Here is a 6,006-nt window from a genome sequence, read left to right as displayed (position 1 = left end):
CTGGGGTTACAACGACCAGCTGGCAAACGGTCATACGATTCGTGCTGGGATTGAATTCAATAAGATCGGGAAACGGGTAGCTTACTGGATGCACAAGGCCCACCCAGTGGAGCAGTTTTCCATGGAAACCGCTGACCTCCATCGAGTACCAGCGAGTGAAGTGTTGCATCTCTATGAACCATTGCGCCCCGGCCAGTTAAGGGGCCAACCGGTTCTGGCCAGCGTTTTGTTACGAATGTTTCAGCTGGATAAGTTTGATGATGCCACTCTGCTTCGACAGGAAATTGCCAATCTCTTTGCTGGCTTTATTACCAAGCCACATCCTGATCAGGAACGAGTTGATCCTCTAACCGGTCGCCCGATACAAACCAACTTTGAAAACATCCCCATGGTGGCCATGGAGCCAGGCACAATGCAGGAACTGGCCCCCGGCGAAGAAGTGACGTTCAGCACACCACCAGGAGCACCCGCAGGCTACCCAGACTTTATGCGCCAGCAGTTGATGGCCTCAGCCGCAGGCATGGGACTGCCTTTTGAATTGCTTTCCGGTGATATGAAAGGCGTCAGTGACCGGGCATTGCGGGTCGTGCTCAATGAGTTTCGCCGTCGTATACAACAGATTCAGCATAACCAGATTGTGTTTCAGCTCTGCCGTCCAGTGTGGAATCGCTGGTTGGATCTCGCTGTTCTCTCTGGAGCCATTGATGCCCCCGGCTATTCCTCTAGTTCGGCCAAACGCAAAGCCCAGTACAAACGGGTGAAATGGATTCCCCACGGTTGGGCCTATACCCATCCCGTTCAGGATGTTCAGGCCCAAAGTCTGGCAGTGAAAAATGGCTTTAAATCCCGCTCGGAAGTGGTCTCTGAACAGGGTTATGACAGCGAGCAAATTGACGATGAAATCGCAGCCGATAATCGTCGGGCAGATGAGCTGGATTTGCAGTATGAGAGTGACCTTCGACATTCCACTTCACAAGGACAAGTGAATGAGCAAAAAGAGCAATAAGCCCTGGTTTACCTTAAAGAATCAGGCAGACAAACCCGCCGAGTTATTGATTTACGATGTGATTGGTGACTGGCAGGGGCTGTCTGCCAAAGAGCTGGTGAATGATCTCAAAGCTATCTCAGCAGAGGACATCACTGTCCGCATTAACAGTCCCGGTGGGTCGGTGTTCGACGGCATCGCCATCTATAACGCCCTGCGTTACCACCCCGCCAATATCCATGTACGCATTGAAGGCTTAGCCGCCAGTATTGCCAGTGTGATTGCCATGGCCGGTGACACTATCACCATGGCGGACAACTCCCTGATGATGATTCACAACCCATTAGGTTGGGTCGGCGGTGAAGCGGAAGATATGCGGCGCACGGCGGATATGCTGGACAAGGCGACAGAAGCTATTGCTCTCGCTTATTCGGGTAAATCCGGCACACCGGTGGAGGACATCACTCCGCTGATGGCTAGCGAAACCTGGATGACGGCAAAAGAGGCCAAGGCACAGGGCTTTATTGATGTGGTGGATCAGCCGGTACAACTTGCAGCCAGTCTCGATCTTTCCATCTTTCAAAATGTTCCCCAGGGATTGTTACCGGCTCCTTCCAATGACCCAAAATCAGCATCGACAGACAATGGTTTAGTGATTGCCCAGCTCTGTAATCAGGCAGGTTATCCGGAGTTGATTGAAGGCTGTATCCGAGACAAAACGCCTGTTGAAGCGGTCAAACAACGACTGGCCGATTGCGAAACCATCAAGAGCCTGTGTGCGGCAGCGCATTCCGATAAAGCTGCTGAGTTTATTCGCACAGGCAAAGAAGTCGAAGCCGTGCGCACCGAGCTGTTTAACCAGTTAACCGGCGACCCTCAGCCGATTGATAACACCCTGACACCGGATCAACAAAACAAGGCCCAAAAGCCACTACTGGATACTCAGGCCATCTATCAAAAACGCAATACCGGCGTTGAAACCGCCAGCTGATCGCTCACCTCCAAATCACCTAATAAACAAGGACGAACACCATGCCCACACTGACCGAGTCGGTGCATACCGGCGAGTTTCTGCTGTCTGAAGGAAACCGCAATATCAGCCGTGAGCTGATTGAGCTGGCTCCCAACCTGACTCTTTTGTCTGGCACGGTGCTGGGCAAAGACACCGCCAACGATCTCTACAAGCCTCTCGATCCTGATGCCACTGACGGCAGCCAGATGGCTGCAGGTATTCTCTGGGACCACAAAACAACAGATGCCACCGGTGGTGAAGGTGTTCTGATTGCCCGCTTGGCAGAAGTGGATCAGGAACGACTGATCTGGCCGGACGGAATCACGGACGAACAGAAGACAACCGCTATCAGTGAGTTGATGGCCCTCGACATTATTCTGCGGCAATAAAGGATGCGATCATGAGCTTACTCGATATTTTCAATAATAATGCCTTCAGCCTGACCTCGCTGACAGCCACCATCAATGATATGCCCTACAAGCCAGGTCGTATCGGTGAACTGGGGCTGTTTACCGAAAGCGGCATCAACACCACTACGGCTGTCGTGGAATCCAAAAATGGCGAGTTGCGCCTGCTGCCCACAACAGAGCGAGGTGCGCCTGCGATTCAGGCCCGCAGTCGTAAGCGCAAAGTGCGCAGCTTTGTGATTCCCCACATCCCTCACGACAGCACCATTCTGGCGGACGAGGTGCGCAATGTACGGGCCTTTGGTTCAGACAGTGCTTTGGAAGGTGTGCGCAGCGTGGTGAACCAGCGTCTGCAGGATATGACGGCCAACCATGAAGTGACTCTGGAGCACCTGCGTCTGGGCGCGATCAAGGGGCAGATTCTGGATGCCGATGGCAGCTCGGTGATCTATGACCTTTTTCAGGAATTCGGTGTTACCCAGCAAACCCATGATTTTAAATTCTCAGACGTCACTCTCGATGTCAGAGATCGCTGTGTAAAGCTGCGTCGCAAAGTTGATGATGCCTTGGGCGCTCAACCCTATTCAGGGCTGCGGGCGTTTTGCGGAGCGGACTTTTATGACGAACTGGTCGGCCACGATTACGTCAAGGACAGTTATCACCGCTACCAAGAAAGCGCCATGCTGCGCAACGATCCCAAGGGTGGCTTCCGGTTCGGGGATATCGATTGGGAAGAGTATCGAGGTCAGGTGGATGGCATTCCTTTTATCGAACCTGATGAAGCGTTTGTGATTCCCATGAACACCGGCATCTTCCGCACCTGGTTTGCGCCAGCGGACTTTATCGAAACCGTCAACACCATCGGCTTGCCCCGTTATGCCAAGCAGAAGGTGATGGATTTTGATAAAGGCGTGCAGGTGCATACCCAGTCAAACCCGCTGCCAATCTGTCTGAAGCCTCGCGCCGTGATCAAGTGCACTCTGAGCTAATCATGGTTGATCCCTTTGAAGAACTGGACCAGGCGGTACTCACCGCCTTTGGCCAGGTATTTGAGTGGCGTGCAGACAATGCTGCCCCCGTCCCCTTACAGGGTGTATTGCGACGAAATGTTCAGCCCGCAGGCGCGTTCGATGCGGTGATGCAGACCTACACAGAGTTCACTGTATCCAACACTATCGCTCTGCAGCGCAATGACCTGATAAGTAAGGGAGAGGAACGCTGGCGAGTGGATCGCAAACTAAAAGATGATGGCTCGCTGGCCAAATGGAGCCTTCATGCAGATCGATCTTAGCCTCGACCAGCAACTGCACACCCTGATTGAAGATTTTCATAATGCTCCGGCCAAAACTGATACTGCCATTCGTAGAGCTATGACCAAGCTTTCCCGTTTTGCTGAACGGCAAGTGCTGCGAGCTTTAAGCCGTTCCACATCAATCTCTCAAAAGAAGATCAAGGAGCTGGGCCGAGTACGGGTTTCCCTCCACAGGCCTGGTCAGAAGAGTGATCAATACGAATTGGTGATCTGGGTAGGGTTGGCAGATATTCCTGCTCATTACCTGGGGCGCCCCATACAAACCAAATCAGGCGTGCGTACAGGTCGTTACCGCTGGTATGGCGCTTTTGTCTTTCAACCCGTGAATGCGAGAAATAAAATGGTTTTCCAGCGCACACCGGAGTGGAAGCATAAAAAGCAGGTGTCGCTGAAAAGTGGCCGCACGATGTGGATGGGGCTGCCCATAGAGAAGGTTTCTCTGCCCATCGCAAACTCAGCACGCCAGGCCGTTGAACAGCTGCAACCAAAATTGCTGGAACGCTTCACAACTTTGATGCAGCAGGAGCTGAACTATGTCTACCGCATCGAATGAACAAAGGATTGTTGAAGCACTGGTGGACAGGCTCACTGCCATTGCGAGTACCAAGTTGGGGTATTCAGCCACGGGACTGGACGATTCTCTGCCTACACCCTCCATTCTGGTTCAGCTGGAAAGCCTCACGGAAACCGGGCGGCAAGGCGAGCGAGGCCGTTTTGAGTTGCAGTTCAATATCAGTGCTGTGCTTCAAACCTCCGAGAAGACCACGGTAGAGCTGGTCAGCCTGACTCGACAAATTCGAACAACACTCAACCCCGCAGAAAAGCTTTGCCCAGAATCCCGCAAACACACTCTCAGCGATACTCGCTTTGATATCGCTCCCAGCTACGGGCAACTGTCGTTTGCCGACAGTACCCTAACAGTCGAAGCCATTCTCTAACCCTCAAGGACGAATACCATGATTGATTACAGCTTTATTGGCGCAGGCTCAGTGCATATCCAGCCTTATGATAAATCCGCTCCCCTGTTGCCTATGGGCAATATCAGCGAGTTCGCTTTCAGCTTTGAAGAAGAGAAAAAGGAACAGAAGAATTACATGGGCGGCGGAGGTCTGCGCAACGTTGTCTCCAGAATTTCTGGCATTACCGGTGCGATCAAAGCTCACGATTTCACCCCACCCAATATTGCCTTGGCACTGAGGGCTTCACTGGAATCTATTGGAGCAACACCGGTTGTGGGCGAGCAGCTGACAGCTCATGGGGAAGATTACGAGTTGATTCCATTTCGCCATATTCCTGATCTCACCCAAACCATCACAGTTAAAGACAGTGCGGATCAAGATCTGGCTTTAGGAACAGATTATGCGCTCACCAAAGCCGGTATTCGAGTGCTGAGTGGCACGAGCATCAGCGCTGAAACCCTCACAGTGGATTACACGCCCAAGGCTGCCAATGCCATCCAGGCACTGCTGGAATCGGGTAAGGAGTTCACCTTGTTTATGGAAGGGTTGAACGATGCTCAGGAGGGGCGTCCATTTACCATTCGTGTGCATCGGGTGAAATTTTCGCCAGTGCAGAACCTGGGCTTTATCTCTGAGGATTTTGCCGAGATCGCCTTGGCGATGGACATCCTTGCTGATCCGTTGGTCACCGGTTCTGGCCTGAGTCCGTTTATGCAACTGGATGTGGCTGATTAGTCACTGATCTCCAAAGATTCGTAATTGACAAGGCTAGGGGAGGATTTGGTTGTTGGGTCGCTGACTCGTACTTTGTAGCCCTTTTTAAGATGGTTCAATATATCTTCGTAGGTATCTACAAAAATATAGTCATCCTGAAAGCGAGTTTTACTGACAACATATTTCCCATTCTGTTTATGAGGCACATAAACAGAACCAGCCTTCTTACCCCGTTTTACGTTGTATTTGATTTCCATATTCTCCTCTTATTTTTGTGGCGGATTTATGATCATATTCGCAAACGGGCCATATAAAAAGTACATAATCAGAGTAGTGAGTAAGTTATGATTCGTAACACTGCTATTCAACTCACCCTCAAAGCTCGCGACCTTCTCTCCCGCATAGTCCGTAAATCCGGTGATTCTCTGGAATCACTGGATAAGCAGGCCCAGTCCCTCAAGTCCCGCCTCAAAACCCTCGAGCAGCAATCCCGTCTTCTGTCTTCCTTCAAAGCCCAGGCGGCCACCGTACAGTCGGTTGGCCGTTCCTATCGGGAAGCCAAGCTGAAGGTAGAGCAACTGGCGCGGGAGCAGGCCCAGTCTGTTAACCCCTCAAAG

At 51.8% G+C, this 6,006-nt stretch carries 10 protein-coding genes; 9 read left to right on the top strand and 1 reads right to left on the bottom strand.

The features are described 5' to 3' along the window. From E1189_RS08400 to E1189_RS08365, 8 genes are all read left to right on the top strand, one after another. Positions 1-1,006: phage portal protein (locus E1189_RS08400; protein WP_230460267.1), on the top strand; the 1,006-nt coding region annotated here is incomplete at its 5' end. Beyond that, entirely contained in the window at positions 987-1,976 is a 990-nt protein-coding gene (locus E1189_RS08395) for a head maturation protease, ClpP-related (RefSeq protein WP_155159585.1), read from the top strand. The genes E1189_RS08400 and E1189_RS08395, both read left to right, overlap by 20 nt. A 41-nt stretch (positions 1,977-2,017) precedes the next feature. Continuing rightward, on the top strand, positions 2,018-2,386 hold the full coding sequence (locus tag E1189_RS08390) for a head decoration protein (RefSeq protein WP_155159584.1): 369 nt from the start codon (positions 2,018-2,020) through the stop codon (positions 2,384-2,386). Positions 2,387-2,397: 11 nt separating this feature from the next. Beyond that, entirely contained in the window at positions 2,398-3,393 is a 996-nt protein-coding gene (locus E1189_RS08385) for a major capsid protein (RefSeq protein WP_155159583.1), read from the top strand. Between the two features lie 2 nt (positions 3,394-3,395). Next, positions 3,396-3,695 carry a head-tail joining protein gene (locus E1189_RS08380; RefSeq protein ID WP_155159582.1) on the top strand — a complete coding sequence of 100 codons (300 nt, stop codon included), beginning with the start codon at positions 3,396-3,398 and terminating at the stop codon, positions 3,693-3,695. Then, entirely contained in the window at positions 3,679-4,269 is a 591-nt protein-coding gene (locus E1189_RS08375; RefSeq protein ID WP_155159581.1) for a hypothetical protein, read from the top strand. Before E1189_RS08380 ends, E1189_RS08375 begins: the two co-directional genes overlap by 17 nt. Next, a complete protein-coding gene (locus E1189_RS08370) occupies positions 4,250-4,654 on the top strand; it encodes a hypothetical protein (RefSeq protein WP_155159580.1) in 405 nt (134 codons plus the stop codon). The genes E1189_RS08375 and E1189_RS08370 overlap by 20 nt, the downstream gene beginning before the upstream one ends. Before the next feature lie 18 nt (positions 4,655-4,672). Continuing rightward, the gene (locus E1189_RS08365; protein WP_155159579.1) at positions 4,673-5,410 is read left to right on the top strand and encodes a phage tail tube protein; all 738 of its coding nucleotides are present in this window, start codon (positions 4,673-4,675) and stop codon (positions 5,408-5,410) included. Here the strand turns inward: E1189_RS08365 and E1189_RS08360 are convergent. Beyond that, positions 5,407-5,646 carry a hypothetical protein gene (locus E1189_RS08360; RefSeq protein WP_155159578.1) on the bottom strand — a complete coding sequence of 80 codons (240 nt, stop codon included), beginning with the start codon at positions 5,644-5,646 and terminating at the stop codon, positions 5,407-5,409. The two genes, E1189_RS08365 and E1189_RS08360, sit on opposite strands and share 4 nt — an antisense overlap. Before the next feature lie 87 nt (positions 5,647-5,733). On the opposite strand from E1189_RS08360, the gene E1189_RS23835 reads away from it, so the two are divergent. Then, positions 5,734-6,006 (top strand): hypothetical protein (locus tag E1189_RS23835; protein ID WP_196221325.1); only part of this gene is annotated, 273 nt, incomplete at its 3' end.

The organism is Parendozoicomonas verongulae, from assembly GCF_009711465.1.
Taxonomy (GTDB): domain Bacteria; phylum Pseudomonadota; class Gammaproteobacteria; order Pseudomonadales; family Endozoicomonadaceae; genus Sansalvadorimonas; species Sansalvadorimonas verongulae.
Note: the sequence above shows the minus strand (reverse complement) of the source record. Positions and strands in the feature narration are given on the sequence as shown.